Genomic DNA, 23,073 nt, shown 5'->3' on the forward strand with positions numbered 1-23,073 from the left:
CGATCGGCGATTGAATCGGCGATTGAAATCGCTTCTACACATACAAAGTCCGCCTCCGCGGACTGAAGAATCAAGGGGATCTCAAAACCGAATTTGGTACAATATATCGCAGAGAAACTTGGTGGGCAAGTTGGGCCTATCCAAAGTCGGAAATTCAAAAAAATTTTAAATTCCCAACCGCTGATATACTAAATCTAAGTGCCTCAATTGATACTGCGGATCGAAACAATCATCAATTTCCTTGCTCGTCATCTTAGCAGTAACGCGATCGTCCTTAGCAATCAAATTGTAGAAATTGCCTTCAGCTTTATTCCAAGCTTCATGAGCGCAAGATTGCACAACTTTGTATGCTTCTTCACGGTTCATTCCTTTTTCTACCAAGGCTAGCATCACGCGCTGACTGAAGATAACTCCGCCGTAAAGATTCATGTTTCGCTTCATATTTTCGGGATAGACTAGCAGGTGTTTTACTAAGTCTGTGGTTTCCACTAACATGAAGTGAGTTACTGTAGAACTGTCGGGCAAAATCATCCGTTCTACGGAACTGTGAGAAATGTCTCTTTCGTGCCAAAGCGCCACATTTTCTAAGGCTGCGACGGCGTTGGCGCGGACAATTCTCGCCATCCCTGTGAGTCTTTCCGATCGAATCGGGTTGCGTTTGTGGGGCATGGCGGATGAGCCTTTTTGCCCTTTGGAGAAGAATTCTTCGACTTCGAGCACGTCGGTGCGTTGCAGGTTGCGAATTTCGACTGCAAAACGTTCGATCGATGCGGCTAACAATGCTAAGGTTTGGACGTATTCGGCGTGTCGATCGCGCGAAATGACTTGAGTCGATGCACAATCGGGTTCGAGTCCGAGGTTTTGACAGGCGATCGCTTCGATGCGCGGATCGATATTAGCATAGGTTCCGACTGCACCGGAGATTTTGCCAACTGCGATCGACGATCGCAAATTCACCAATCGGGCGCGGTTGCGAAGGACTTCAGCCAGCCATCCTGCTAGTTTAAAGCCAAAGGTGATGGGTTCGGCGTGAATTCCGTGCGATCGGCCAACCATCACAGTATTGCGGTGTTGTTGGGCCTGATAGCGAATAGCTTGGCTCAAATCTTCGACACGTTCTAACAAGATATTGACGCTGGCGACTAATTGCAGCGCCAAAGCAGTATCGAGCACATCGGAACTGGTTAAACCGAGGTGAATGTAGCGGCCGGCATCGCCTACATATTCGTTGACATTTGTCAAGAAAGCAATCATGTCATGGCGAACTTCCTCTTCAATTTCGAGGACTCGTTTGGGGTCAAAATTAGCCTTAGCTTTAATTTCTTCGACTGCGGCGGCGGGGATGTAGCCGAGTTCGGCTTGAGCTTCGCAGACAGCAATTTCTACTTGTAGCCAGCTTTTGAGTTTGGCGGTTTCAGTCCAGATGTTGCCCATTTCGGGCAGAGTGTAGCGGTCAATCACGGTGGTCGTTGGGGAATTCGGTCTCACCATTGTACATCTGTGTGGGGATGCAAGAGTCAGGAAGTCCAGAAACCGGGTTTTTTACGAAAATACTTTGTTGTAGCCCGCAGATTTGGTAAAAACCCGGTTTCTTAAATCAACTCGGTTTTTGTCGTTTGGGCGATCGGCTACAATATCCTAAACCTCATTAGCTGGCATTCTTCTCTATTCGCCTATAAAGGGTTCCAAATGAATAGCAATTATAGTCTCATTATCCAGTGGTCAAAAGAGGATCAACTTTTTGTTGTCAGCTTACCTGAGTTTACCGATGTCATGCAGCCTTGCACTCACGGACACACTTACGAAGAAGCGGCAAAACACGGACAAGAATTGTTAGAAACATTGATTGAACTCTATCAAGAAGATGGCAAACCTCTACCAGAACCTCAGACGTTGGGGAAACGATTACAGATAGCGTAAAACGAAATAATTGAGGAAAATTGGCCAAATCGAAGCAGAGGAGACAGAACCATGAAATATACAGTTGTTATCCAATGGTCGGAAGGCGATCGATGCTTTGTCGTATTTTTGCCTGAATTTGAGGATGTAATGCAGCCGGTAACTCACGGAGATTCTTATGAAGAAGCTATCTACAATGCACGAGAGGTACTGGAGTTACTAATTGAGAGTTGTCAAGCTGAAGGTAAACCATTGCCCGTAACTAAGAAGCTAGAACGATTATTTCAGGCTGTTTGAATATTTTGATTATTTCGGATATTGCGTTTACGCCGTGAAAAGTGTTATCGTCAAGAAAACAATCAAAATACATCTTGCTATGTTAAAGCAAAAAGCATCGCCAGAGTCTGTTTTGCCTCCAGAAAAAGAACAAGAATCTATAGCACAATTAGCACAGATACTCAGCCGAGAATCCGCACAGCCAAAATTAGTCACCAGTAACGGAGAAGAGATTCTCCTTCCCGAATCAGTCTGCAACATCCTGCATCAAGCTGTGCAGGCGATGGCATCTAATCGGGCTGTTTCGATCGTTCGTCACAATCGCGAATTAACAACACAACAAGCTGCTAATATCCTAAATGTATCGCGACCTTTTCTAGTCAAGTTGCTAGATGAAGAAGCAATTCCTTATATCAAAGTAGGTTCCCATCGGAGGATTCGATTTAAGGATTTAATCATTTATCAAGAACAGCGAGACAGAAAGCGCCGTAAACTATTAGACCAGCTAATCGAGATGACTGAGGAAGCTGGTTTATACGAGGAATAGGATTAATTCACTTTTTAATATGGCTAAAGTTGCTGTTCTACTTAATGCTTGTCTTTTGTTTTCCCTATATTTGCTTGATATTCTTCACAATCGCGAACTGACGACGCAGCAAGCTGCCGATATCCTGAATGTATCGCGACCATTTCTTGTCAAGTTGCTAGATGAAGGAGCAATTCCTTGTGTCAAAGTAGGTTCCCATCGGCGAATTCAATTGAAGGATTTAATCATTTATCAAGAACAGCGAAAAGTCAAGCGTCGCCAAGGACTTAAGGAATTAACTCAATTTCTTCAAGAGGAAGGATTTTACGAAGCACGAATACACGATATAGTTCAAGATTAAGAATGTTATGATTGCAAGCAGCATCAATAAACCCTAAAATTCCAGGTACAATCAAGAGCGAGCGATGAAAAAGCGTAAAATTTTAGAAAAGGTGCTATCTGGGTCAAAAAACATCAAGTTTAATGAAATGGTGACACTGATTGAAGCCTTTGGCTTTAGTCTGGCGAGAGTCAGTGGCAGCCATCACATATTCAATCATCCTGAAGTGCCAGAAATTGTTAACATTCAAAATAAGAAAGGCGAGGTGACACCCTATCAAGTCCGTCAATTCTTAGCGATAATCGAGGAATACGCTCTCACAATAGAGGATGATCAACCATGAAAGACTATCACATCAATATTTTTTACAGCAACGAAGATGAAGGCTATATTGCCGATATTCCCGACTTAAAATACTGTTCCGCTTTTGGGGAAACCCCAGAATTAGCTTTGCAGGAAGTACAGATTGCTAAAACAGCATGGCTGGAAGCTGCAACAACTGCGGGAAAACCCATTCCCGAACCAAAATACCGACCCGCAATATATCAACTTACTACTTGACAAACGATCGCACAAATCCCCCTTACTGCATCCGATCGCCCATCCGGTACTGGACTGCTTCTCCCAGATAATTCGCGATCGAACTTTCATACTCCGACAAAGCCGTAATTGTTCTAGTAACCTTCAAATTTTGCTATGAACCTGATGCGGACTAAAGTCCTGACTACGAACCTTGGGATTTTAAATCATAATTGAGGACATCAATTCATCGGTCATTTCAAAATTAGCGGTCACACTTTGCACGTCGTCCAAATCTTCCAAGGCGTCCATTAACTTAAGGAGCGATCGAGCTTTTTCAGGAGTGTCTATCTCCACTGTATTGCTCGGAATCCAGCGAGTCTCTGACTGTAAAACTGCAAAACCTGTTTGTTTCAAAACATCAGCCAGTTTTTCCAAATTAGGCACACTTGTAAAAACTTCTGCACCTTCAGTATCCTCATCAATTGATATCAAATCGTAGGATTCGGCTTCGGCTTCTAGGGATGCTTCAAACAATTGTTCCTCATCAATGGGGCCGCGTACTGTACAAACTCCTTTGTGGTCGAACATCCACCCCACACAACCAGTTTCGCCCAAGTTGCCACCATTTTTACTAAAAGCTTCTCGCAAGTCAGCCGCCGCGCGGTTGCGGTTGTCTGTCAGCGCTTCAATCAGAATCGCCACTCCGCCAACGCCGTAACCTTCGTAGCGAATGGCTTCTAATTCGGAACTACCTCCGGCTAAACCGGCACCTTTGGCGATCGCCCTTTCTATGTTTTCATTAGGAATACTCGCCGCCTTGGCTTTTTCAATAGCTGTCCGCAGTTGAAAATTGCCAGCGGGATCGGGAACTCCGCTGCGGGCGGCGACAATAATTTCGCGAGATATTCGGGCAAAAACCTTGCCTTTAACAGCATCAACTCTAGCTTTTTGGCGTTTAATATTCGCCCACTTACTGTGTCCTGCCATACCTATTTAAGATTTTTGATTTAAAATGTGCGATCGACATTAAATGATAGCACTCAGATTTTCACAGACGAGATTAACGCAGGGCGTGTACTGCACAATCCGTACACATACCATATAATGCAATTTTTTGCACGAATCTCAACTTTAATTAAAGCGGACAACGGTTTCAGTGTCCGTGAGGTGAGAAGTATCGCCATTAAGTGCGATCGACCATTCGCCCCCGTCCCGCACCACTTTCACCAAACAGCACAAAGAAGCATTAATTTCAGTTTCTGCATCGCCCACCAGCCCGATCGCACTTCCCAAAACCGACGCACCGTGACCTACTAATAACATATCCTCGGGAAACTCAGCAGCGAGGCGTTTAGCAGTTTCCCCCGCCCTTTTGAGACAAGCTTCCCCTGTTTCGGGATAATTAGCAATACCGCCTTTGTAGGAAGCATCTATCCTGGGAAAACGCCGACACAAATCCTCGACAGATTCAGTTTCCGGCATTTCTGTCATCCAGTCAGAATTCAGCCATTCGCAGATTCCCCACTCTAGTTTAATTGACAAATCGAGAGCTTCGGCAACGTGATTTGCTGTTTGGACAGTTCGCAGAAAAGGGGAAGCGAAAATGTGAGAAATTCCTTCACCTTTGAGGCGATTGGCGAGTTGTTTGGCTTGAATGTGACCGTCTTCGGAAAGATGGGGATCGTAGCGGTGTTCTGCGGTGAGAAACCAGTCGGGGTTTACGAAGTCGATGCGGTTTCCGTGGCGTGCGATCCAGACTGTTTGCGGCATGAGAATTTTATGTTTTGGTTTCTATATGTAATATAATCTAGACTTACGCACCACGCGATCGAAGAAACCGGGTTTTTTATTTAATCTGTGGACTACAGCGCAGCATTTTCGGGAAAAACCCGGTTTCTGGCCACCCATGCGTAAGTCCATTTATATCAAAATTAGGTAATTTTGATTTTTTGTCAAGCTATTGATATAAGTTTTTAACCGCTGATGCACGCAGATAGACGCAGATGGATGGTGATTTTGGCAAGAAATTATGGGTGCTATATGATTTTTTACCTTAAAGTGTTTCCCGCCATTTTTCCAAGGATAAATTTACCAAATAATCCAGAGGATTAGATTCTTTATTTTGCTGACTTATCTCAGTTACATAGTGTTTTAAATCCCAGGTCAGAACTTGCGAATCAGAAGCAGAATAACGAGAACCCACCGGCCAGTGGCGAAGATAAGAATACTCATCTATTTTGCTCAGGGATAAAGCATCATTCCTCTTTCGGTTATAAATTGCCATTCTCCCAACCCTGTTACAGTTATCGATCCAAGGGGAAAGAGGTAGCCATAACATGAGTGCTGGTCTAATATAACCTTCCCCAGCTCTTCTATCTACACAAATCTGAGCGCATAGTTTACTTTTACCTTTACCATAGCTAATGCTTTTAGAGCAAATTATTTCTTGTATACGGGTGTCAAATCTGAGAATCTTCTCCCGAATTCTCCAGATTACCTGCTGTTCATCATCAATAAACTTCTTGAGTAGATTCCGAAACTCTCTGGGTGGACTCCGTATATTATCCGTACTTTCTATTTCTTGATATGTAATCTCTAGTTGTGAAGTATGCCCAGTATCTACATCTTTCAAATGGAGATATAAATTATCCCCCTCAGGAACTATCGCAAATTCTAAAAACTGTAAAAGTAGATGATTGTACTTCCTATCAGTAAAACTATCCCTGTGAAAAATAGGCGCAATCGCGACTAAACGAACAGGGGGATCGTAGTTTACTTGGTTGGCAAAAGGTTTGCTCTCTAGCAAAGCATGATAATAACGAGTTAACTGCTGGACGATATATCGATCTTCACCATTTTTCAACTCCAGCACTGCTAAACTTTTATTGTCATCAACTGCGATGATGTCGCATCTTTGTTCGTTGATAGTGAATTGTCGCTTGATGACTGTCAAGCCTAGCAAACTCTCCAGATGAGCTTCGACAAAATCCTCTAAAGCCTCTTCGCTGACAAATTCCCACCCTGTCCCTGTTTTCCTTAAGGCTGCGCTGCTGAGCATTTTGACCTGGGTATATGAATATAGTAACTATTGTCTTTGAGTCCGCGGAGGCGGACATGGTTTGTATAGCCGCGAATTCCATTCGCCCGGTAAGTTACATTTGTCCCCTAACTCGCAGCATCTTATTTCCACCTTTTTGAAACTCATAGGGAGCCTCTTGAACTTCCACACGAAAATTTCTATTTTTCAATTCGGCAATAATCGGATTTAAATGCTCAGATTCCTCTCCGCTAAAACTTTGCAACAGCGGAAACACTCGCACTTCCTTAGCAACCCGACACATTTCCATAATTGCTTCTAGATGAAATTCTTCCGAAAGCAGGTGAGAATAAGCAAATAAGAAATGGCTGCACAAAGCTAAATCAAATTGACCGTTATCGAAGGGCAAAACAGGCAGCTCAGCAGTCAGGTAGCGGCCTTGCTCCAAGCCAGAGGGAAAATCTGCTAAAAATTCCTGCATTGCTTTCATCCGCACTTCGCCTAGCTGGTACGGTGATTCAAAACTGTTCCACAGGTAACCGTCTACATTGGCCTTAACAGCGTCAATCACAGTTTGATATGTTTCTTGGATGCGATCGCCAATTTCCACCGCCGTAAACTGATAAACCGGATCGCAAGAAATCACCTTGTTACCTTGGCGAGTCATTTCGGCATTGAAACTCGCCGGCCCGCCCGCACAATCTAGAATTGCTCGCTTGAGGTCACTTGATGTCAAGCTAAACATTCCTATGTATTCATCCAAGCAGCGTCCCCAGGGAATTACCTTCTCCAATTTTAGTGACACTTGTCTTTGTCCCGCAGATACAATTATTAATATTTTACATCAAAGAAGGATCGTTTTTTCTAGATCTTTTATTTCGGGGGGTTGATTTGCATCCCGACTTATGTATAAATAATTTTGAGAACATTTGGCTAGCTTTACGCTTTCTTTATAAAGAAGGTACTCGATTGCCGCACAAATTTTATGATTCCACCTCTGGATTTTCCAGGGCAGCGAGGCTACACTGGACAGAACGGAAAATAAACTAAAATTAACTAGCTTGCATTGCGATCGTTCAATGGCAGACTGCAACCAGGAAAGAAAGATGAAACATAACGTTCAAACCGCTACAAGTCTTAGTTTGTCAGCACTCCTGGTGCTGAGCAGTTCGCTGCCCAGTATAGCTCAGTTGCCTGCCATCAGAAATCCTGCACCCGCTAGGAACCAAAACAGGCCGAGAGTACCGCCACCACCGCCTCCGGGTTCGAGTTTCCCACGGATCGGCAATTCGGGTTCGCTGATACAAGAAGCGGCTTATACTTTAGGCCCGGGCGATCGCATTGCTTTAGATATCTTCGGCGTCCCTGAATTTAGCAAAGAATATCAAGTCTTAGTTGACGGAACCCTCAATCTACCAATCATTCGCAGCGTCTCAATTCAAGGGTTGACGCTGCAACAAGCCGCTACCGTCATTACCAAGCGATACGAACCCTTCATCAATGTTCCCGTTGTCACGGTGACTCTGATGGTTACTCGCCCCCTAAATATAGGTGTTGCCGGTGAAGTTACTCGCCCCGGTTCCTACAAAATTAATGCCAGCAGAGAAGGAACCGGAGGAGGCGTAAAATTTCCAACTTTGATGGAAATGCTGCAAGTTGCTAAAGGGGTGACATCCGCAGGAGATATGCGAAATGTCCAAATTCGCCGTCCCCGCAGAGGCGGAGCAGAACAACTTATTACTGTTAATTTGCAGGATTTTTTAGATACGGGAAATTTGAGCCAAGATGTCACGATCCGAGATGGAGATACAATTTTTGTACCGACAGCAAGTGCTCTCAATACCCAAGAAGTCCGTCAAAGAGCCAGTGCTAGTTTTTCCGCTGATATTACTAAACCAATTGGCGTGGTAATTGTCGGAGAAGTCAACAGGCCGGGGCCTTATACTGTATCTGCTTCGGATTTGCGATCGACTAACCAACAAACAGATCTGAGTTTTGTCTCTATTGAACAACAACAAGGAGGAGGAGCCGTTGTCGGACTACCAACAATCACTAGAGCGCTCAAAATTGCTGGCGGTATCACCACAGAAGCAGACATTCGTCGCGTCCAAATCCGCCGCCGTATCAGAGGTGGGACTGAACAAACTATCACGGTAAATCTGTGGGATTTGCTGCAAAAAGGTGATGCAACTCAAGATGTTTTACTGCAAGAAGGAGATAGCGTCATTATTCCGACGGCATCTACTGTAGACTTAGCTGAAGTTGCCCAACTCGGAAGTACAAGTTTCTCTCCAAATGCGATCAGCATCAATATTGTAGGGGAAGTGATCAGGCCCGGAGCTTTACAGGTTAAACCTAGTACATCCCTCCACCAAGCTTTGCTGACTGCGGGTAGTTTCAATCAATTGCGGGCTAAAAAAGATAAGGTGGAACTGCTGCGCTTGAACCCCAACGGTACTGTTACTCGCCGCACTATTAATGTCGATTTTGCTCAAGGGCTGAATCCTGACAATAACCCAACTCTCCGAAACAACGATGTGATTCTCGTAGCGCGATCGGGCTATACTAGGGTTGCAGACAATATTGCCACTTTCTTGCAGCCGATAACAGGAGTTGCAGGTGGAATCAGCAGCGTTAGCGGAATTTTTACTGGGTTTCAAACAACTATCAACGCTTTTCAGAACTTATTTTTGGGAGGAGATTTCGATCGGCGAAATCAACTCAGACAGCTTCGAGAACAACGAGAAGACAGACAAGAGCAACGTCAAGACAGACTGCTAGACAGAGAGTTACAGCGTGAAGAAAGACAGCGGCAAGCTGAAGACAGACAGCAGCAAGCTGAAGACAGACGCTTGCAACTCGAAGACAGACAGCGGCAGATAGAGCTTCAAGATCGGCAACTTCAAATTCAACAGCAGCAAAATCAGCAGCTACAGCAACTACAACCACAGCAAATTATGCCAACTACTACTCCTTGATATTTAGCGCTAGGGTGCGTCAGTTTAGTAATTGTCGATCGTGACAAAAATCTAATTCTGACACACCATTGATTCCGTGGTGCCTCACTTCTAAGATTGTGAGGAAAGTAGCAAAAATATCATTTTTATGACGCACCCTACTTCACTGAAATGACATAAATCAAGTCCGCATAAACGGAATTAAAATTAAGAGTTTAGCAGGATATTCTTATGTCAGATAAAGTGTGAGTTGTCAAGTTTAATTCAAAATATTTAACAAAACTTTTCTGTATATATCTAAACCTTTGGCATTGAGGTGAACGCCGTCTATCGTTAAATCTCCATTTAGAGCTTTTTCCTTAAATAAGGCTTGTATGCCACTAGATTCCACGGTCATATTTTCGTCGGTGGCAACTTGATTGATGAGAACATTAATTTCATCAACTCTGGCAATTGTTCCGGCAAATTTAGGATTGTAGCTGGCGGCAAGAGTTGAGTAAAAAGCAGGAATCAGAATAATCTGTTTGGTGCCGATCGATCGCATAATTGCGATAGCCTGTTTCAAATTGCTGACAAACTGCTCGTCGCTGATGCCGTACATAGCATCATTTGTGCCGATCGCCAAAATTGATTTTTTGCAAGTAAACCCCTGGGGCACTACAAGTTTAAGCTGTTCTAGCAGAGAAACAGAACTCATTCCGCCGATCGCAAAATTAAAGTTTTTTTCTCCCAAAGAATCGCCCAATGCCGAAGAAATAGAATCGCCCCACACGCAACCTTGATATTGCCCGTCTTTAATTTGCTGCACCTGATTGTACACCAAAACTTGCCACCACAGGGCAGAGCTCACTGTATCTCCCGCAGGTGGCGGGCCCGCTAACACCCGAAACGGGATGTAAGCGAACAACAAGAAAGCCAAGATGGCCCAGATCAATCTAAATTTAACTTTCATAAAACTTGCTACTCTTGCTGCTACTTCAGTTTATGCTATTGCTTTAACAAGCCGTCAGCATTTGTGCAAATTTCTATAAATTGTACTCTGTACATTTCCAAATACCCCTACATATATCAAACTGAGATGGTAAAATAATTTAGGACTAATATTATGTCTAAACCAGTTGACTGGACAGTTGGCATCCCCGCTAGCACCCTGATAGCCGTCGGAACCCAGGTCAGCGGGAGATTTCCTCTAGATGGAGCAAGTGCCCAAAACTTACTGTACCGCATGGATGGCAAGAACATTACCAGCTATATCGTCTACGATGACAGTGGACGGGCAATTAAGCGAGTAGACTTGACAGGAAGGGCTCATGCAAATGTGCCGACACCTCACGCCGTTGAATACAAACACAACCAAAACTCAGCAGGAGACATTTATGTGCAAGCTGAGAAAACAGTTAGGCCAGCTAGATTGGATGAAATACCCTAGAAATTATGTTCATCAAACAAATATCCTTGAATGCAGATAAACTAATCGATTTCCAGCAATGGAAAAAAGCCAACGGCGATGATTTTTCACTCTGGGATTATCTTTTTGGATCTGCTAATATTGAAATTGCCATAGCTTTCACAAAACTATTCTGGCCAGATTTTGTCGAACATGAAGGCGGCATCTTTTTGTCCGAAGCCTTTAACAGTCAAATCTACGAACAGTGGAAAATCGAGCTAGGGAATGATGTCGCTGCAATTGAGCAGGTGATGAACCACCAGCACGTTGATGACATTCTCCCCGGTGCCCAAAACGCTAGCAGTGACAATTTATTGTATTTGGGACAAGCATTAGCTCAGATGTGGGAAAGTCGCCTAAAATCGCTTTATCCTCAGCGCCGTTTTCAAGTTAAATGCGATCGGGACGAACACACGGTTGTAGTGACATTTTTTCAAGATAATTAATCAAGCCTTCGCCCCCAACAATTCAGGTTGCAAAACCTGATTTAATTTGCCGCTGCGAAACCCCTCCAAATCCAAAGTCGCGTACACAAAACCAAACTGCTGAAACACCGCCACCAATGCAGGCAAATCCGCATTTAATACAAACTCTCGAATCTCCTGGGCCGGCAATTCAATTCGCGCCGTATCTCCATCCGATCGCACGCGCAGATTTTTCAGCCCCAACTGCCGCAAATACCGTTCAGCGCGCCCCACTCTTTGCAACTTTGCAACGGTGATTTCTTCACCGTAAGGAAAGCGCGAACTCAAACAAGGTTGAGCCGGTTTATCCCACCAAGGCAAACCCAATTCTCTTGCTAACTGTCGCACTTCAAATTTAGTCATGCCGACTTCTGCTAAAGGCGATCGCGCGCCCCGTTCCTTTGCAGCCTGAATCCCCGGGCGGTAATCCTTTAAATCATCACCATTCACCCCATCCACCACATAAGGATAACCCTTGGCAAGTGCTAGCGGTTTCAAAGTATCGTGCAGTTCACTTTTGCAAAAATAGCAGCGATTAACCGGGTTAGAAGTATAATTAGGATTGGCCATTTCCTGAGTTTCGACTTCCTGGTGGGCGATGCCAATTTCTGCGGCTTGAATCCGGGCATCTTCCAAATCTTCTGTCAGTAGAGACGGAGAAACAGCCGTTACAGCCAAAGCGCGATCGCCCAACACGTCAAAAGCAATTTTTGCCACCAAAGTGCTGTCAATGCCACCAGAGTAGGCAATCAGCGCTCGTTCCATCAGCGCGAAAATGTCTTTTAATTCTTCGAGTTTTTTCACTAACATGATTTCAATTGGGATTACTGTAGAAGGCGATCGATATTAGATCCCCAACAACTTCTGCGAAGTCGGGGATCTAAATATTCTGTTTTTTTAGGTGGGTTTAGTTATTCTGGATCGATACCGAGGGCTGCCAATCGCGCCAAAAGTTCTTGATTGCGCTGTCTTTCCTGTTCCAACAGCGTTTGGGCGGACTCTTTATCTTGCTGTTCGCGATCGGCCCGCTGGCTTTCAGCTTCGGCGCGTTGGCTTTCAGCTTCTGCCCGCTGGCTTTCAGCTTCTGCCCGCTGGCTTTCGGCTTCGGCCCGCTGGCTTTCGGCTTCGGCCCGCTGACGTTCTACTTCTGCCCGTTCTTCCGGCCACAAAAGCAACTCTCCGTCTGCATTCCACCAGCGCAGCCAATTTCCTGTTCTACCTTCCCGAGTTCCCACCCAAACTCCCAAAAATAGATTTAATCCAGGTATCAAATAACGCCCATTTTCATCAGGATCTTGATTGTTGTAGCGATCGGATTCCAGCGCATAAACTTCTATTCTGCCTGTATGCGGCCGAAAAATGACATAGCGAGGAACTTTGATTACTTGTTCGTAAAAGAACCACTTGCCGATTTCTTCTGTGTGTTCGACGGAGTATTCATCGCCGTAAGTAGCTGAGAGAAATTCCATCACTACAAAAGGCACTGTTCCTTCGGTATGAGGCGTGTAACTGCGGCGGGGATAGCTGTGAGGCCAAGGTTGAACCGGTTGCACGTACATCCAGTCTGGGGCTTTGCAAATAGTGCGATCGTCCACAGCAGCACACAAAGCAAAATTAGAAACTATGAGTGCATCTTGGATTAGTTCCGGGGAATCCACTACAGACTGGCGCAAACCGTTAGAGATTAAAGGATGTTCTATATTTTCCACGGGGTCATCTGGTAGAATAAAATCATCGGGAAGCAGCGGCCAGGTAATTTTTAGCTGCGATATCGGTTTGTGAATTACAGCAGTCATAAGTCACCTCATTTTACCAATAAAAGTTTGACTTTTAGTCGAGATTGGCGATCGACAACCTTCTCTATATCTTAGCGTGCTAATTCCACAATCAAATTCGTTTGCAGCGAGGACTCTTCCAGCAAACAATTACCGCTGACAATGCGGAATCTATATTTTAAAATTCTCGACGCGAAAATATGGCGATCGCAATTGACAGCAGCAGCACCACATACAGCAAACCATAGCCCGCATCTGTAATCAAACCCGCCAAGTAAGGTACTTGTCCGTAAACAGCATCATTTCTCAAATTGAACCGGGCTAAATCAGGCAAAACTAGATAAAGTCCCATCATCAATTGTTCAATGCCAGGATTTTTAGTTAACTTGCCAAAAGCCACTAAATCCCGCGTCGAGTGTCCCATCAAATAAACGCTAAATGTCAGTAAAGTAGCCAGCAGCGAACTGCTAAAAACTCCAAATAAAATCCCCACACCGGCCATGAGGCACAGCTCAAACCACACGAACAGCGAAGCGATTAAAATGCTGCCCAAAGGGTAAGGAATGCGACTCAAACTCAGAATAACCAGATAGATGACAGTCATTGCTGCTACCAGAACGAATAGCACCGCCGACATCCCTAAGTGCTTGCCCACAATTAACTCAGCCCGGCTTATCGGCTTGGCAACTAACAGGTAAACAGTCCGCTTTTCAATTTCTTTGTTGACCAGTCCGGTAGCCACAAAGACTGTGACAATTATACCCAGGATGCTCATCGCAGCCAAACCAATATCTAAGATAATTTTATTTTCGGTTGTCGCTGCCAATTCCGGTATCAAGCGCACCGAGGCTCCCATCAACAGAGCAAAAATAATAATTAAGTAAAGGATGCGATCGCGAATTACTTCCCAATATACATTAGTCGCGACTGTCAAGATTCTTCTCAAATTCATCTAGTTATTAACCCGCAGTCAACTTTAGCCATATTTTAGTGCAAGGAAGAGGGAAGTTCGGCAACGGATTTTTTAACGGATGTAACGGATGGATGTTGAGGGTAGAAGTCAAGGGTGAAGAAAGAGGATTTTTCCCATCTCCCCCTCTTCCCATCCCGACGGGTGTAGGTTTTTTGGTAAAAGCCTTATCCCATAAGAGTTTGAGATTCCCGCCAAGCCAAAGCCCAAAACCTTTGCAATGTCTAGATTTGCTGGGTTTTGCCAGTGGAAAACCTACACCTCTCCCCCTCTCCCCCTCTCCCCCCTCTCCCATCTCCCTTATCTCCCCCTCTCCTAACGGCCAGAGACAAGCTCAAACTTGACTGTCTCCCGAAGTTCCATCTTTTTTCAGTCCAGGTTTAGAGGGTTTGGTAGTGTCGCAGGTTACAGTCGCTCTATTGCCTACATCGATCACCTCGCAAGATTTGGTCAACGAATATATTTCGGGTCTAAACACCAGCCCCAGCCAAGTTGCCTGCATCTGTAACTGATAGCGGGACTCTCCTTGGACGATCGAAGTTTTGACCTCCCAGCTCGCATCTTCTGGGACTACCCGAATTGTTTTTAACGCTTGATTCTTCAGAAAAAATCGCTCGTTGTCAATATCTATTAACATTTGTTCTACCTGCGCCCACGGTTTTGTGCGAGCTTCATTTTGCAGGTATCGATCCATTGCATTGAGGATGACCACTCCTCGGGAGCGATTAATAGTTGGCTGTTGAAATGTCACCACATAATCGCTTTTCCTCAAATCCTGCGATAAAACGCTCGGATATTGTTCTATCCAACCTTGAATTAAAAAGTGAAATCCAAACCAACAGGAAATCAGCAGGTGAATGAGAGTAATCATCAAAAACTGAGGCCGCACTAACGATCTGATACCTTCCCGTTTTGACTCGCTATTCCAAATCTCTATTACACCCAAAATTATTACTGCTATAATTGGGCCGGATATCCATGCTATTTCCTTCCTATCTGACGGCAATCGGATCAGCAACCACAAGCCAATTAAGATGCTGGTCACCCACGGACTCAGACTTACTTTTTTAATCGTAAAAGGTTGCTGGCTGGTCAGCAAACCCATTGACAGTGTAAAAAATAACCAGCTCATATCAAACATCAGAGTTCTTGTCGGCCAGTCTGTGATTGCCGCCACCGTCAGCAAAGCTAAAAATATGCTGAGCAGTAAAGGCGTCTTCCAGTGGACAACTTTAGGCGGAATTATCGCCTTTTGAAATTTTTTATTGGTTTCCCAAAGGTTGTTAGTCAGCTTCGTGAGTTGCTGAGTCACATCCAAAAATTGCTTCATCATAGATTTCAATTGACGCTTTGCAAAAACAATACGGTTAAAATAACGAAATTGCTAACAGTGTGGGCGATTAAAACTGCCCCAAACTGGGTAGTTACTCGAAAAGTTTTTTTGGGAGGACGGCGGCTGAGAGTTGGCGGCCCCAAAAACTGAGGTTTGGAAGCTTTTTTGTTACCAGAAACCATGTTCTCTATGAATTCTAGTCCCTGCCATTTGGCGAGAAAAGTGATTGCCAATACCGAGAGGGCAATCGCAGTTATTGCAGAGTAAGTATTCTGACCTCCGCCTAATAAAATATAACCGATAAGTTCTTCTCGCCATTCTTTGGAAATAACGCTTTCAATGCCGAAGAAAACTAACCAACCCACGCAAGTGCAAGCGAGATTGAGGATGGCTGTATATTCAACGCTGGTTTTGGGGCCGAGTTTCAGTAGTTTTTGCAGAAACCACGATTCGATCGCGATCGCCAAAAACATCATTAAAATTTGCACCAAAACAGTCCGAAATGGGAAAACACTCGCAATCATAAGCATTCAGGTATATCAGCCCGTGTTAGATTTTAATTGTACATCAGAAGCGGAATAATCTAGAGCGCAGGTTTTAGCCCCTAATCCTCTTCGATCGCCCTTCTGAACATTAGGTGGTTGAGGTTGTATCCTATAATCTTTTGAGATCGTCCAACAGAAGGGAAATATTAAACATTCAATGGGCGCGATCGAATACCCACCCCGAGACAGACTAAAATAAGTGCGGATTATGGTAAGGAATGGCATTGGTATTCGGACAGCGTCATCTCGCTCAGAACGCATCGCGGGTCAGATTCACGTCTACGACGGCGCTGGTAAAGGCAAGTCTCAGGCAGCTTTGGGAGTAGTGTTGCGCTCGATCGGGCTGGGTATTAATTCTGACTCGCCCACGCGAGTCTTGTTGCTGCGATTTTTGAAAGGGCCCGGCCGCTCCTACGACGAAGACGGGGCAATAGAAGCCCTGCAACGGGCATTTCCCCACTTGATCGATCAAGTGCGTACCGGCAGAGCCGAATATTTTGGGGCCGAAGCAATCACCCGCTTCGATCGCACAGAAGCCCAGCGAGGCTGGGATATCGCCAAAGGAGCGATCGCCAGCGAGCTTTATTCTGTAGTAGTTCTAGATGAACTAAACCCCGTATTGGACTTGGGTTTGCTGCCAGTGGACGAAGTAGTCCAAACCCTCAAAAACAAACCAGAATATTTAGAAGTAATCGCCACTGGCCGAGCGGCCCCCGAAGCTTTGCTGGATATTGCCGACTTGCACTCAGAAATGAAGCCCCACTATCACCCCGCAGCGGCCGAACACAATATTTCAGGTATCGAAATATACACAGGAGCGGGCAAAGGCAAATCTACGAGCGCATTGGGGAAAGCTTTGCAGGCAATAGGTAAGGGTATCAGCCAAGACCAATCTCACCGCGTCTTAATTGTACAATGGCTCAAAGGTGGTAGTGGCTATACAGAAGATGCGGCGATCGCAGCTTTGCGGCAAAGTTACCCGCAGTTAGTAGACCACCAGCGGTGTGGCCGAGATGCTATAGTTTGGCGGGGGCAACAGCAAGAGTTAGATTGCATCGAGGCAGAACGCGGCTGGGAAATCGCCAAAACGGCGATCGCCAGCGGCTGGTATAAAACGATCATTCTCGACGAACTCAATCCAACAGTAGACTTAGAACTGCTGCCGGTAGAGCCGATCGTCGAAGCCCTGCTGCGAAAGCCCCGCGATACAGAAATCATTATCACCGGGCGCTGCCACAAACCCCATGGTTACTTTGACTTGGCAAGCGTACACTCGGAGGTATACTGTCACAAACACTACGGCGATCGGGGCGTAGAACTAAAGCGGGGTGTAGACTTTTAGACCCCAGAGCGGTGCGGAGTTCAATCCGAGCCAGAATTATTTAAAGACGGCCCTGCCTGGGAAACCGGAAATTGCCACAAAGCGTTGTAACCAAGTAACCAATCTCTCACTTTTCTTTGTCTGGCGATCGCGCGATCGACCCTTGTTAATCTTTAATTTCCTTCCCCGGAGGCGATCCCCGAGCGCCAATCGAGAATGGAACATTAAGAATATGAGCCGCGTCTTCTTGAGCGTGAGCACATGAGACATTGCACAAGGATTATTAAAGGGTGAAGACATTGAAAATAAAAGCTTACAAGCAAAAAGTCCGCGAGGGAGAAAGTCTAGACAGGGTTAACACCAGTAGGCTAGACTTGCGGCTGGCAAACAGGTTAAACTACAGCGGCATCCAAACATTCGGTGTTCTAGGCAGTGTCTGTAGTCGCACAAGCGATGACCAACAAGTAGAGGAGTGAAGCTGTATGACAACGTTAACTGACAATTCCGATCAAACTAATTTAAACACTCCGGGACTGGGCCCGGATACAATCTTTGCCGGAGCGGGGGGGGATTTAATTACAACTTCTACCCTCGGCGGCAGCTTAATATTTGGCGAACGCGATAACGATACTCTAATTTCCGTCGGCCCCAACGATAGCCTATACGGTGGCCCTGACGAAGATTCATTAGTAGGCCAGCGCGAGCGGGTTTTCCTGTCGGGCGATGGAGGCAGTGACACCGTAATTGCTCAAAGCCGCAATTCGACGCTGTTGGGCGGTGCGGGAGATGACTTGCTCCAAGGCACAGTCGATGGCAACCTGATGTTTGGTAATCAGGGCGCAGATACGATGCTCGGAGGCGCCCTCGGAAGAGACACCCTCTACGGTGGTAAGGACAATGACTCCCTCGGCTTCTTCATCGCAGGCGGCGGCAACAACCTCGGTCTTCGCATCGGCGGCAGTGCCGGTGGCAATCAAGGCAGCAACTTCCTGCGCGGAGACTTGGGCGACGACTTTGTTGTAGGTATCAATCAGAAAGATACTCTGATCGGCGGTAAAGGCAACGACACAATATACGGTGTGGCCAGCAACAGCTATCTTTCCGGCGACCTAGACAACGACACCTTAGTCATTCTCAACAGTACCCAGTCGAGTCCGTTTTCTTCGAGCGTCATCACGATCGGCATTGAGAAAACAACCTTGCTCGGCGGTGAGGGCAACGATTCTCTCCTAGGCGGTATCGGCGACTTTGGTACCGGCAAAAACTTGTTGGACGGCGGTGCTGGTAACGACACGATCACGGTTTTTGCTACTCAGGATACGGCATTGGGAGGCGCAGGCGATGACTTCATCAAGTCGTCTACGGTGTCTGCACTTTCCAGCGTAGGCGCGTCGAGTTCATTTCCAGGCTTCGCGGGTCGCAACTTGCTCAATGGCGAAGATGGTAACGACACGATCGTTGCAGCTTTTGCGAGTGATAGCATGATCGGTGGCGGTGGCAATGACAGCTTGAGCGGCATCTTTAATCAAGCCTTCGGTGGAGATGGCAACGATACGATCGATGCCACCACTTTTGCGATCGGTACTACTACTGCGCTGATTACTCTTGACGGCGGCCTGGGTGACGATCTGTTACTTGGCAACACCAGCACTAACCTTACTACCACCGGCACCGTCACAAACTTCATGAACGGTGGTGAAGGAAGTGACACGATCGTGTTTGGTAGCAGACGCGATCGATTGGTTGGCTCTTTTGCTGGTAACGACTTTATCTCCTACGCCACCAGTGTCAACTTTGCCGGTGCCACATCGACAAACCTCATTACCGATACCTTAGGTTCCAACTTCATCATTGGCGGCAACGGTACTGATGTCATCACTACCGGTGCTGGCGACGACATACTGTTCGGCGGCCCCGGCAGTCTTCCTACTGGATCGACATCTGACGGGGACGACACCTTAAATGCCGGCGGCGGAAACGACACGCTGTTGGGCGGCTTTGGGAACGACTATTTGCTCGCAGGAGACGGCAACGACTCTCTCGGTGGCGGGCCCGGTGCAGACACGCTGATTGGCGGCGCCGGCAATGACAGCTTCTACTACAACAACTTCGGCGAGGGCGTCACGATCAACGCCAACGGTAGCCTGGGTAGCAGCCCAGACCAAATCGGCGATTTTGAAGTCGGCCGTGACAAGTTGGTATTGAACTTCGACTCCTTCCTGTTACCACCATTTGACAATAGTCTGCCAAATCGACCTTCTTCCAGGGCGTTCTTACAGGTGGAAACCGGAACTTACAACAACGATCTGACTCCTGCAGGAGCAACTCCAGGACAAGCAGTCCTCGTTTACGAAGGTTCCACAGGTCGCTTGCTGTACGACCAAGACGGTGCTGGCGGCCAAGCACCAATTCAACTGGCACTGCTGAACGGCCGACCAGGCTTGACGGCGACTGATATTACCCTGATTTAATTTAGGTGGCAGCGGGTGGGAGTCGGTTTGGAAAAAGCCGTAGCGTAGCGGGGCGTAAGCCATCGCCCGCGCCAACTCTAAAAACTAATTGTGCTATGTTTCCAGCTAGGGATATGAATCCCTAGCTTTTTTATTGCATGGGGAATTGGGAATTGGGAATTGGGAATTGGGCATTGGGCGGAGCGAAGCGGAGGGATGGGGCATCGGGCTTTTATAACATTGGCATTAAAAGGAAGGGCAGATTCACCGATCGATTTTGCCACCAATCAATCATTCCTTAAACTAAGAGGGCCCAAGCCCAACAACATACCTCATATGGGAGCTCGAACCGCTATATTTTGTTTGCCAGTAAGTTAGGCATTACCCTGAAAAATGGTGAAATTCTCAAACAGGCTTTAAAAGAAGCTGCTATTAACGAAGATGTTGTTATTCAGAAAAACAATGAATACGGAACACATTACAACATGAAATTCTTGCTGAAAACCGAAGTAGGTGAATCTCTGATTCTAGCAGCTTGGATCGTCCGCTCAGGTGAAACTTTCCCCAGATTGACAAGTTGTTATCCCGTCAAAAAGTGAGGTAAAAACAATGAAAAAAATTAAGGGCTTAGATATTGTTGCTTTAACTGAAGATTTAGAAGCAACCCATTTTGAAACAAAACAAATCATTAAATTATATAAAGGACAAGTGGGAACAGTCGTGATGGAATTTGATGGCAGTGCTTTTGAGGTAGAATTTTCTCATCAAGATGGCACAACTTATGCAATGGAAACAATCCTCGCTACAAAATTAATGCTTTTACATTATGATTTAGTAGAATCTGTAGGGGCAGTTAGCCGATAGATTTTGCCAGCAATGATTTTTCTAATCTACAAAAAGTATCTCTAAAAAAAATCCCGCAAACGATATGTTATTTGCGGGATTTAGTAGGCAGGAAACTTGTCGCAAGAAATACTTTATGCTCGGTCTACAATCTCTTTGGCTTTATCTTTGAGGTCTTCTTTCATGTGAATTGCTGATGCTTCGTCCTGCTTGGCTTGACCTTCTAATTTATCTTTCTGGTTGCCTGTAACTTCGCTCACAGCTTCTTGAATTTTGCCTTCGATATTCTTGGCAGTTGCTTCGACTCTATTTTCAATGGTCATAATTTTTTCTCCTAACCTTACAACTACTACTGTATAAATTAAAAGCTGAGTCTTAATCTATCTTGAGAAAGATTTAGATATCTATCTAAAGATTGGTTAAATCGGAACTTCGACAAGTTTATTGCGGGAGGAAAGACCGGATTTAATTGCGATCGCCGATTTGGGCACTTTAAACTTTTTCGCCAACAGCACGATTAACTCTGCTTATTGGCTTTTCCATCCACGGGCGGGGATTTGAGGTGTACTGTCAGGCTGCCGTCTGGTTGCTCTTGGATGCTTTGCTGTTTGGAATTAGTTTTAACTTTGACTGCAAAATTTTTCATGTGACTAACAACTCAATAACTAATAACCAATAACCAATAACCAATAACCAATAACCAATAACCAATAACTAATAACTAATAACTAATAACTAATGACTATCTGAATGTTCGATTTTTGTTCCCAAAACTTTGAGAAATTCAGCTAACCAGTTAGGATGTGCAGGCCATGCGGGGGCTGTGACTAAGTTGCCATCGACTACGGCTTCGGTAACGGGAACTTCGGTATATTTGCCACCAGCCCGGAGTATGTCGGGGCTGCAAGCTGGATATGCGGTGCAGCGTTTGCCTTCGAGTACGCCGGCGGCGGTGAGGACTTGCAATCCGTGACAAATAGATGCGATCGGCTTTTTGCTGTTGGCAAAGTAGCGGGTAATTTGCAGCACTTGTTCGTTGAGGCGGATGTATTCTGGCGATCGTCCTCCAGGGATAATCAAAGCGTCGTAGTCTGCGGCGTTAATTTCGTCAAAAGTTGCGTTTAAAGTAAAGTTGTGACCGGGTTTTTCGCTGTAGGTTTGATCGCCTTCAAAGTCATGAATTGCGGTGCGAATTGTTTGACCTGCGGCTTTGTCGGGGCAGACTGCATGGACGGTGTGACCTACCATTTGCAATGCTTGGAATGGAACCATTACTTCGTAGTCTTCTACAAAGTCGCCGACTAGCATTAAGATTTTTTTGGCAGTCATTTTTGTAAGTCCTGTTATTTTGATTTGCTTAAATAGCAATAGGCTTTAGATAAGGCTGATCCCCCCTAGCCCCCCTTAAAAAGGGGGGAACAAGAAGGTGCTGCGAAGTCCCCCTTTTTAAGGGGGATTTAGGGGGATCTCCGAGGAATAAACAGTTTTAACCCAAGCGTATTTGCTTAAATAGGATTAAAAAAAAATGCAGGGCAGTTAAAAAGCCTGCCCCGCCAGCTATTCTGGAATTTAGAAACCGTTGCGGCCCCAAATTACCATTGAAATTGAGAAGGAGAACAAAACTAGCACCGAAACCCAACCGAGTGACAAAATATCCATAGCTATTTATTGAACAAACTGTACAAAGTGACTCCAAAGCTTATCATAAGTCAATTTGAGCTATTTTTGAAATGAGGGCGCTGTGAAGGACTCGTCAAATTTTAGTCCCGCTGAGCGGGTAGAATCTTTGAAAGCAGCGAGTGTTGCTGCTTTTTCTTGTTTGCTGGCTTTTGGGTCGATCGCCCTTGTTAACAGCTTAATCTTAGCCCAGAGGTGGGATGCTCTGGCGGGTTTGCAGGTCAGGGAATTTGGCCTAAATTTTGGATTCAAAGGATTGATGGCATTTTTGGGCGGTTTTTTGTTCGGCGTGACTTACCGCTATGCGATTCGCTGCGATACTAACCCACAGCTTAAATCTGGCGTGGTGTTGGCTTTTGGGTTGGTGCGGGCTTTTGGACAGTTGGATGCTGGATTGTCTTTTGAGGCGGGGAAAATGCCGGGTTTGCAGGAGTTATTACCGTTTGCGGTGGTTGGGGTCGAGAGTGTGGTATTGTTTGCGATCGCAGGTTTGGTGTTGGATTGGGCGATCGTCTTTGAGGGCTTCGCTAACGGGCGATCGTTGATTAAACCTTTTGATTCTTGAGTGCGATCGGATTTTACTCAAATCAGGCAGAATTTTTTTGAACAGGCAAGATGCCTGTTCCACAAGCAATGAATTATCTTGTGGGGTGGGCTTCTAGCCCGCCCAGAATTTTTTTGAACAGGCAAG

The 23,073-nt window shown here is 45.6% G+C and carries 28 protein-coding genes and 1 pseudogene; 14 read left to right on the top strand and 15 right to left on the bottom strand.

The features are described 5' to 3' along the window. Positions 1-165: 165 nt before the first annotated feature. Complete coding sequence (gene purB, locus JGK16_RS25440; protein WP_293193187.1) at positions 166-1,461, bottom strand: adenylosuccinate lyase; 1,296 nt, start codon at positions 1,459-1,461, stop codon at positions 166-168. A 228-nt stretch (positions 1,462-1,689) separates the two neighbouring features. On the opposite strand from purB, the gene JGK16_RS25445 reads away from it, so the two are divergent. The 6 genes from JGK16_RS25445 (at position 1,690) to JGK16_RS25470 (ending at position 3,602) form a co-directional block, all read left to right on the top strand. After that, entirely contained in the window at positions 1,690-1,920 is a 231-nt protein-coding gene (locus JGK16_RS25445; protein WP_293179597.1) for a type II toxin-antitoxin system HicB family antitoxin, read from the top strand. 51 nt (positions 1,921-1,971) lie between these two features. Then, positions 1,972-2,196: a type II toxin-antitoxin system HicB family antitoxin gene (locus tag JGK16_RS25450; protein ID WP_293179600.1), complete on the top strand. Its 225-nt coding sequence runs from the start codon at positions 1,972-1,974 to the stop codon at positions 2,194-2,196. A 79-nt stretch (positions 2,197-2,275) separates the two neighbouring features. Continuing rightward, complete coding sequence (locus JGK16_RS25455) at positions 2,276-2,722, top strand: helix-turn-helix domain-containing protein (protein WP_293179603.1); 447 nt, start codon at positions 2,276-2,278, stop codon at positions 2,720-2,722. 19 nt (positions 2,723-2,741) lie between these two features. Then, positions 2,742-3,062: a helix-turn-helix domain-containing protein gene (locus JGK16_RS25460; RefSeq protein WP_293179606.1), complete on the top strand. Its 321-nt coding sequence runs from the start codon at positions 2,742-2,744 to the stop codon at positions 3,060-3,062. A 64-nt stretch (positions 3,063-3,126) separates the two neighbouring features. Next, positions 3,127-3,384, top strand: a complete 258-nt coding sequence (locus tag JGK16_RS25465) for a type II toxin-antitoxin system HicA family toxin (protein ID WP_293179609.1) — start codon at positions 3,127-3,129, stop codon at positions 3,382-3,384. Then, a complete protein-coding gene (locus JGK16_RS25470) occupies positions 3,381-3,602 on the top strand; it encodes a type II toxin-antitoxin system HicB family antitoxin (RefSeq protein WP_293179612.1) in 222 nt (73 codons plus the stop codon). Before JGK16_RS25465 ends, JGK16_RS25470 begins: the two co-directional genes overlap by 4 nt. A gap of 180 nt (positions 3,603-3,782) precedes the next feature. Here the strand turns inward: JGK16_RS25470 and JGK16_RS25475 are convergent, their stop codons facing one another. The 4 genes from JGK16_RS25475 to JGK16_RS25490 all read right to left on the bottom strand — a co-directional run bounded on the left by JGK16_RS25475 (position 3,783) and on the right by JGK16_RS25490 (position 7,405). After that, a complete protein-coding gene (locus tag JGK16_RS25475; RefSeq protein WP_293193172.1) occupies positions 3,783-4,550 on the bottom strand; it encodes a YebC/PmpR family DNA-binding transcriptional regulator in 768 nt (255 codons plus the stop codon). 144 nt (positions 4,551-4,694) lie between these two features. Next, positions 4,695-5,333, bottom strand: coding sequence for a histidine phosphatase family protein (locus JGK16_RS25480; RefSeq protein ID WP_293193173.1), 639 nt, complete (start codon positions 5,331-5,333; stop codon positions 4,695-4,697). A 283-nt stretch (positions 5,334-5,616) separates the two neighbouring features. Then, complete coding sequence (locus tag JGK16_RS25485; RefSeq protein WP_293193174.1) at positions 5,617-6,621, bottom strand: endonuclease NucS domain-containing protein; 1,005 nt, start codon at positions 6,619-6,621, stop codon at positions 5,617-5,619. A 94-nt stretch (positions 6,622-6,715) separates the two neighbouring features. Further along, positions 6,716-7,405 (bottom strand): class I SAM-dependent methyltransferase, encoded by a 690-nt coding sequence (locus JGK16_RS25490; protein ID WP_293193175.1) that lies wholly within the window; start codon positions 7,403-7,405, stop codon positions 6,716-6,718. Positions 7,406-7,706: 301 nt separating this feature from the next. Between JGK16_RS25490 and JGK16_RS25495 the strand changes: the two genes are divergently transcribed. Further along, positions 7,707-9,578, top strand: a complete 1,872-nt coding sequence (locus JGK16_RS25495; RefSeq protein ID WP_293179630.1) for a polysaccharide biosynthesis/export family protein — start codon at positions 7,707-7,709, stop codon at positions 9,576-9,578. A gap of 238 nt (positions 9,579-9,816) precedes the next feature. On the opposite strand, the gene JGK16_RS25500 is transcribed toward JGK16_RS25495, so the two are convergent. Then, entirely contained in the window at positions 9,817-10,509 is a 693-nt protein-coding gene (locus JGK16_RS25500) for a GDSL-type esterase/lipase family protein (RefSeq protein WP_293193176.1), read from the bottom strand. A 153-nt stretch (positions 10,510-10,662) separates the two neighbouring features. On the opposite strand from JGK16_RS25500, the gene JGK16_RS25505 reads away from it, so the two are divergent. Beyond that, entirely contained in the window at positions 10,663-10,986 is a 324-nt protein-coding gene (locus JGK16_RS25505; protein ID WP_293179636.1) for a polymorphic toxin type 24 domain-containing protein, read from the top strand. A gap of 5 nt (positions 10,987-10,991) precedes the next feature. Then, on the top strand, positions 10,992-11,450 hold the full coding sequence (locus JGK16_RS25510; RefSeq protein ID WP_293179639.1) for a hypothetical protein: 459 nt from the start codon (positions 10,992-10,994) through the stop codon (positions 11,448-11,450). Here JGK16_RS25510 and larE read toward each other — a convergent pair whose 3' ends face one another. The 5 genes from larE to fraC form a co-directional block, all read right to left on the bottom strand. After that, complete coding sequence (gene larE, locus JGK16_RS25515) at positions 11,451-12,278, bottom strand: ATP-dependent sacrificial sulfur transferase LarE (protein WP_293179642.1); 828 nt, start codon at positions 12,276-12,278, stop codon at positions 11,451-11,453. 101 nt (positions 12,279-12,379) lie between these two features. Then, positions 12,380-13,264, bottom strand: coding sequence for a Uma2 family endonuclease (locus JGK16_RS25520; RefSeq protein ID WP_293179645.1), 885 nt, complete (start codon positions 13,262-13,264; stop codon positions 12,380-12,382). 157 nt (positions 13,265-13,421) lie between these two features. Continuing rightward, entirely contained in the window at positions 13,422-14,195 is a 774-nt protein-coding gene (locus JGK16_RS25525) for an ABC transporter permease (RefSeq protein ID WP_293179648.1), read from the bottom strand. 352 nt (positions 14,196-14,547) lie between these two features. Continuing rightward, entirely contained in the window at positions 14,548-15,546 is a 999-nt protein-coding gene (locus JGK16_RS25530; protein ID WP_293179651.1) for a DUF5357 family protein, read from the bottom strand. A 5-nt stretch (positions 15,547-15,551) separates the two neighbouring features. Continuing rightward, complete coding sequence (gene fraC, locus JGK16_RS25535; protein WP_293147226.1) at positions 15,552-16,070, bottom strand: filament integrity protein FraC; 519 nt, start codon at positions 16,068-16,070, stop codon at positions 15,552-15,554. 229 nt (positions 16,071-16,299) lie between these two features. Here fraC and JGK16_RS25540 point away from each other — a divergent pair, with 229 nt between their 5' ends. From JGK16_RS25540 to JGK16_RS25555, 4 genes are all read left to right on the top strand, one after another. Next, positions 16,300-17,433: a cob(I)yrinic acid a,c-diamide adenosyltransferase gene (locus JGK16_RS25540; protein WP_293179654.1), complete on the top strand. Its 1,134-nt coding sequence runs from the start codon at positions 16,300-16,302 to the stop codon at positions 17,431-17,433. Positions 17,434-17,894: 461 nt separating this feature from the next. After that, on the top strand, positions 17,895-19,883 hold the full coding sequence (locus tag JGK16_RS25545; RefSeq protein WP_293179657.1) for a calcium-binding protein: 1,989 nt from the start codon (positions 17,895-17,897) through the stop codon (positions 19,881-19,883). A gap of 338 nt (positions 19,884-20,221) precedes the next feature. Then, entirely contained in the window at positions 20,222-20,461 is a 240-nt protein-coding gene (locus JGK16_RS25550; protein WP_293179660.1) for a DUF6883 domain-containing protein, read from the top strand. Positions 20,462-20,471: 10 nt separating this feature from the next. Then, positions 20,472-20,726 (top strand): DUF4926 domain-containing protein, encoded by a 255-nt coding sequence (locus JGK16_RS25555; RefSeq protein ID WP_293179663.1) that lies wholly within the window; start codon positions 20,472-20,474, stop codon positions 20,724-20,726. 113 nt (positions 20,727-20,839) lie between these two features. Here the strand turns inward: JGK16_RS25555 and JGK16_RS25560 are convergent, their stop codons facing one another. The 4 genes and pseudogenes from JGK16_RS25560 to petN all read right to left on the bottom strand — a co-directional run bounded on the left by JGK16_RS25560 (position 20,840) and on the right by petN (position 22,364). Then, positions 20,840-21,028, bottom strand: a complete 189-nt coding sequence (locus JGK16_RS25560) for a CsbD family protein (protein WP_293179667.1) — start codon at positions 21,026-21,028, stop codon at positions 20,840-20,842. Between the two features lie 96 nt (positions 21,029-21,124). Beyond that, positions 21,125-21,351, bottom strand: a pseudogene (locus tag JGK16_RS25565) (DUF167 domain-containing protein). A gap of 89 nt (positions 21,352-21,440) precedes the next feature. Next, positions 21,441-22,034 (bottom strand): DJ-1/PfpI family protein, encoded by a 594-nt coding sequence (locus JGK16_RS25570; RefSeq protein WP_293179670.1) that lies wholly within the window; start codon positions 22,032-22,034, stop codon positions 21,441-21,443. A 240-nt stretch (positions 22,035-22,274) separates the two neighbouring features. After that, entirely contained in the window at positions 22,275-22,364 is a 90-nt protein-coding gene (gene petN / locus JGK16_RS25575) for a cytochrome b6-f complex subunit PetN (protein WP_071883976.1), read from the bottom strand. A gap of 82 nt (positions 22,365-22,446) precedes the next feature. Between petN and JGK16_RS25580 the strand changes: the two genes are divergently transcribed. Further along, positions 22,447-22,947 carry a hypothetical protein gene (locus JGK16_RS25580; protein WP_293193177.1) on the top strand — a complete coding sequence of 167 codons (501 nt, stop codon included), beginning with the start codon at positions 22,447-22,449 and terminating at the stop codon, positions 22,945-22,947. Positions 22,948-23,073: the final 126 nt, after the last annotated feature.

This window comes from Microcoleus sp. PH2017_09_SFU_O_A (genome assembly GCF_020738625.1).
Classification (GTDB): Bacteria; Cyanobacteriota; Cyanobacteriia; order Cyanobacteriales; family Microcoleaceae; genus Microcoleus.

Bases quoted from the DNA above. Each gene is read 5' to 3' on its own strand.
- JGK16_RS25450 (WP_293179600.1), top strand. From the start codon at position 1,972: ATGAAATATACAGTTGTTATCCAATGGTCGGAAGGCGATCGATGCTTT.
- JGK16_RS25570 (WP_293179670.1), bottom strand. From the start codon at position 22,034: ATGACTGCCAAAAAAATCTTAATGCTAGTCGGCGACTTTGTAGAAGAC.
- petN (WP_071883976.1), bottom strand. From the start codon at position 22,364: ATGGATATTTTGTCACTCGGTTGGGTTTCGGTGCTAGTTTTGTTCTCC.
- JGK16_RS25520 (WP_293179645.1), bottom strand. From the start codon at position 13,264: ATGACTGCTGTAATTCACAAACCGATATCGCAGCTAAAAATTACCTGG.
- JGK16_RS25480 (WP_293193173.1), bottom strand. From the start codon at position 5,333: ATGCCGCAAACAGTCTGGATCGCACGCCACGGAAACCGCATCGACTTC.
- JGK16_RS25555 (WP_293179663.1), top strand. From the start codon at position 20,472: ATGAAAAAAATTAAGGGCTTAGATATTGTTGCTTTAACTGAAGATTTA.
- JGK16_RS25445 (WP_293179597.1), top strand. From the start codon at position 1,690: ATGAATAGCAATTATAGTCTCATTATCCAGTGGTCAAAAGAGGATCAA.
- JGK16_RS25510 (WP_293179639.1), top strand. From the start codon at position 10,992: ATGTTCATCAAACAAATATCCTTGAATGCAGATAAACTAATCGATTTC.
- JGK16_RS25530 (WP_293179651.1), bottom strand. From the start codon at position 15,546: ATGATGAAGCAATTTTTGGATGTGACTCAGCAACTCACGAAGCTGACT.
- JGK16_RS25560 (WP_293179667.1), bottom strand. From the start codon at position 21,028: ATGACCATTGAAAATAGAGTCGAAGCAACTGCCAAGAATATCGAAGGC.
- JGK16_RS25460 (WP_293179606.1), top strand. From the start codon at position 2,742: ATGGCTAAAGTTGCTGTTCTACTTAATGCTTGTCTTTTGTTTTCCCTA.
- JGK16_RS25505 (WP_293179636.1), top strand. From the start codon at position 10,663: ATGTCTAAACCAGTTGACTGGACAGTTGGCATCCCCGCTAGCACCCTG.
- JGK16_RS25500 (WP_293193176.1), bottom strand. From the start codon at position 10,509: ATGAAAGTTAAATTTAGATTGATCTGGGCCATCTTGGCTTTCTTGTTG.
- JGK16_RS25545 (WP_293179657.1), top strand. From the start codon at position 17,895: ATGACAACGTTAACTGACAATTCCGATCAAACTAATTTAAACACTCCG.
- JGK16_RS25455 (WP_293179603.1), top strand. From the start codon at position 2,276: ATGTTAAAGCAAAAAGCATCGCCAGAGTCTGTTTTGCCTCCAGAAAAA.
- larE (WP_293179642.1), bottom strand. From the start codon at position 12,278: ATGTTAGTGAAAAAACTCGAAGAATTAAAAGACATTTTCGCGCTGATG.
- JGK16_RS25470 (WP_293179612.1), top strand. From the start codon at position 3,381: ATGAAAGACTATCACATCAATATTTTTTACAGCAACGAAGATGAAGGC.
- JGK16_RS25485 (WP_293193174.1), bottom strand. From the start codon at position 6,621: ATGCTCAGCAGCGCAGCCTTAAGGAAAACAGGGACAGGGTGGGAATTT.
- JGK16_RS25495 (WP_293179630.1), top strand. From the start codon at position 7,707: ATGAAACATAACGTTCAAACCGCTACAAGTCTTAGTTTGTCAGCACTC.
- JGK16_RS25475 (WP_293193172.1), bottom strand. From the start codon at position 4,550: ATGGCAGGACACAGTAAGTGGGCGAATATTAAACGCCAAAAAGCTAGA.
- JGK16_RS25465 (WP_293179609.1), top strand. From the start codon at position 3,127: ATGAAAAAGCGTAAAATTTTAGAAAAGGTGCTATCTGGGTCAAAAAAC.
- JGK16_RS25525 (WP_293179648.1), bottom strand. From the start codon at position 14,195: ATGAATTTGAGAAGAATCTTGACAGTCGCGACTAATGTATATTGGGAA.
- fraC (WP_293147226.1), bottom strand. From the start codon at position 16,070: ATGATTGCGAGTGTTTTCCCATTTCGGACTGTTTTGGTGCAAATTTTA.
- JGK16_RS25540 (WP_293179654.1), top strand. From the start codon at position 16,300: ATGGTAAGGAATGGCATTGGTATTCGGACAGCGTCATCTCGCTCAGAA.